This is a genomic window from Streptomyces sp. NPDC053432 (assembly GCF_055585365.1).
Window position 1 is genome coordinate 1 of sequence record NZ_JBVJKF010000061.1, and the last position, 1345, is coordinate 1345.

Annotated in this window: 1 protein-coding gene; it reads left to right on the forward strand. The window is 73.5% G+C overall.

Annotated elements, in window-relative coordinates:
- The coding region (locus tag ACZ6Y1_RS37530) for a condensation domain-containing protein (protein WP_469640674.1) at positions 1 to 1345 on the forward strand (1345 nt) is incomplete at both ends.

Here is a 1345-nt window from a genome sequence, read left to right on the forward strand (position 1 = left end):
GCGGACCGGCTGCCGGAGTACATGGTGCCGTCGGCGGTGGTGGTGCTGGACGAACTGCCGATCACCGCCAACGGCAAGCTGGACGTCCGCGCGCTGCCGGTGCCCGCCTTGGATGCGGGGGCCGTGTTCCGGGCTCCGCGGACCCCGCGCGAGGAAGTGCTGTGCGCGGTCTTCGCCGAGCTGCTGGGTGCGGAGCGGGTGGGCATCGACGACAGCTTCTTCGCCCTCGGCGGACACTCACTGCTCGCCACGCGGCTGGTGGGGCGGATCCGGAGCGTGCTGGGTGTGGAGGTGACGATCCGGACCCTGTTCGAGGCTCCGACCGTGGCTTCGCTCGCGGCCCGGCTGGACGAGGGCGGGCGGGCTCGCCTCGCGCTGACCCGGGCGCCCGGGCGGCCCGAGCGGGTGCCGCTGTCGTTCGCCCAGCGCCGCCTCTGGTTCCTGGACCAGGCGGAAGGCGTCTCCGCGACCTACAACCTGCCGTTGGCGGTCCGGCTGTGCGGTGTGCTGGACCGGGAGGCGCTGCGGGTGGCGCTGGGTGATGTGGTGGAGCGGCACGAGTCGTTGCGGACGGTGTTCGCCGCGGTGGACGGGGAGCCGGTGCAGGTGGTGCTGGCGGCGGAGGCGGCCCGTCCGGGGCTGCCGGTCACCGAGGTCACCGAGGCCGTGCTGGAGGACGTACTGCACGCTGCGGCGATGCGTCCGTTCGATCTGGCGGCCGATCTGCCGGTGCGGGCCGAGCTGTTCGCACTCTCCGACGACGAGCACGTCCTGCTGGTCACCTTCCACCACATCGCCTCCGACGGCTGGTCGGAGGGCCCGTTCGCCCGCGACCTGTCGGCCGCCTACGCCGCCCGGCTGGCCGGCACCGCACCGGACTTCACGCCACTGCCGGTCCAGTACGCCGACTACACCCTCTGGCAGCACGGACTCCTCGCCGACGGAACCGAGTTGTCCTCCCGGCAGCTGAGCTACTGGCGTGAGGCGCTGGCCGGGATCCCGGAAGAACTGGAGCTCCCGTACGACCGCACGCGCCCGGCCGTGGCCGGGCACCGGGGCGGTACGGTGACCTTCCGGCTCGGCGCCGAAGCGCACCGCGCCCTGGCCGCCCTCGCCCGCGACACCAACGCCAGTTTCTTCATGGTCGTCCAGGCCGCGGTCGCCACGCTCCTCGGCCGGCTCGGCGCCGGCACCGACATCCCGCTGGGCACGGCCGTCGCGGGGCGCACCGACGCGGCGCTCGAAGACCTCGTCGGCTTCTTCGTCAACACCCTCGTGCTGCGGACCGACCTCTCGGGCGACCCGTCGTTCGGTGATCTCGTCGCCCGCGTCCGGGAAGCCGACC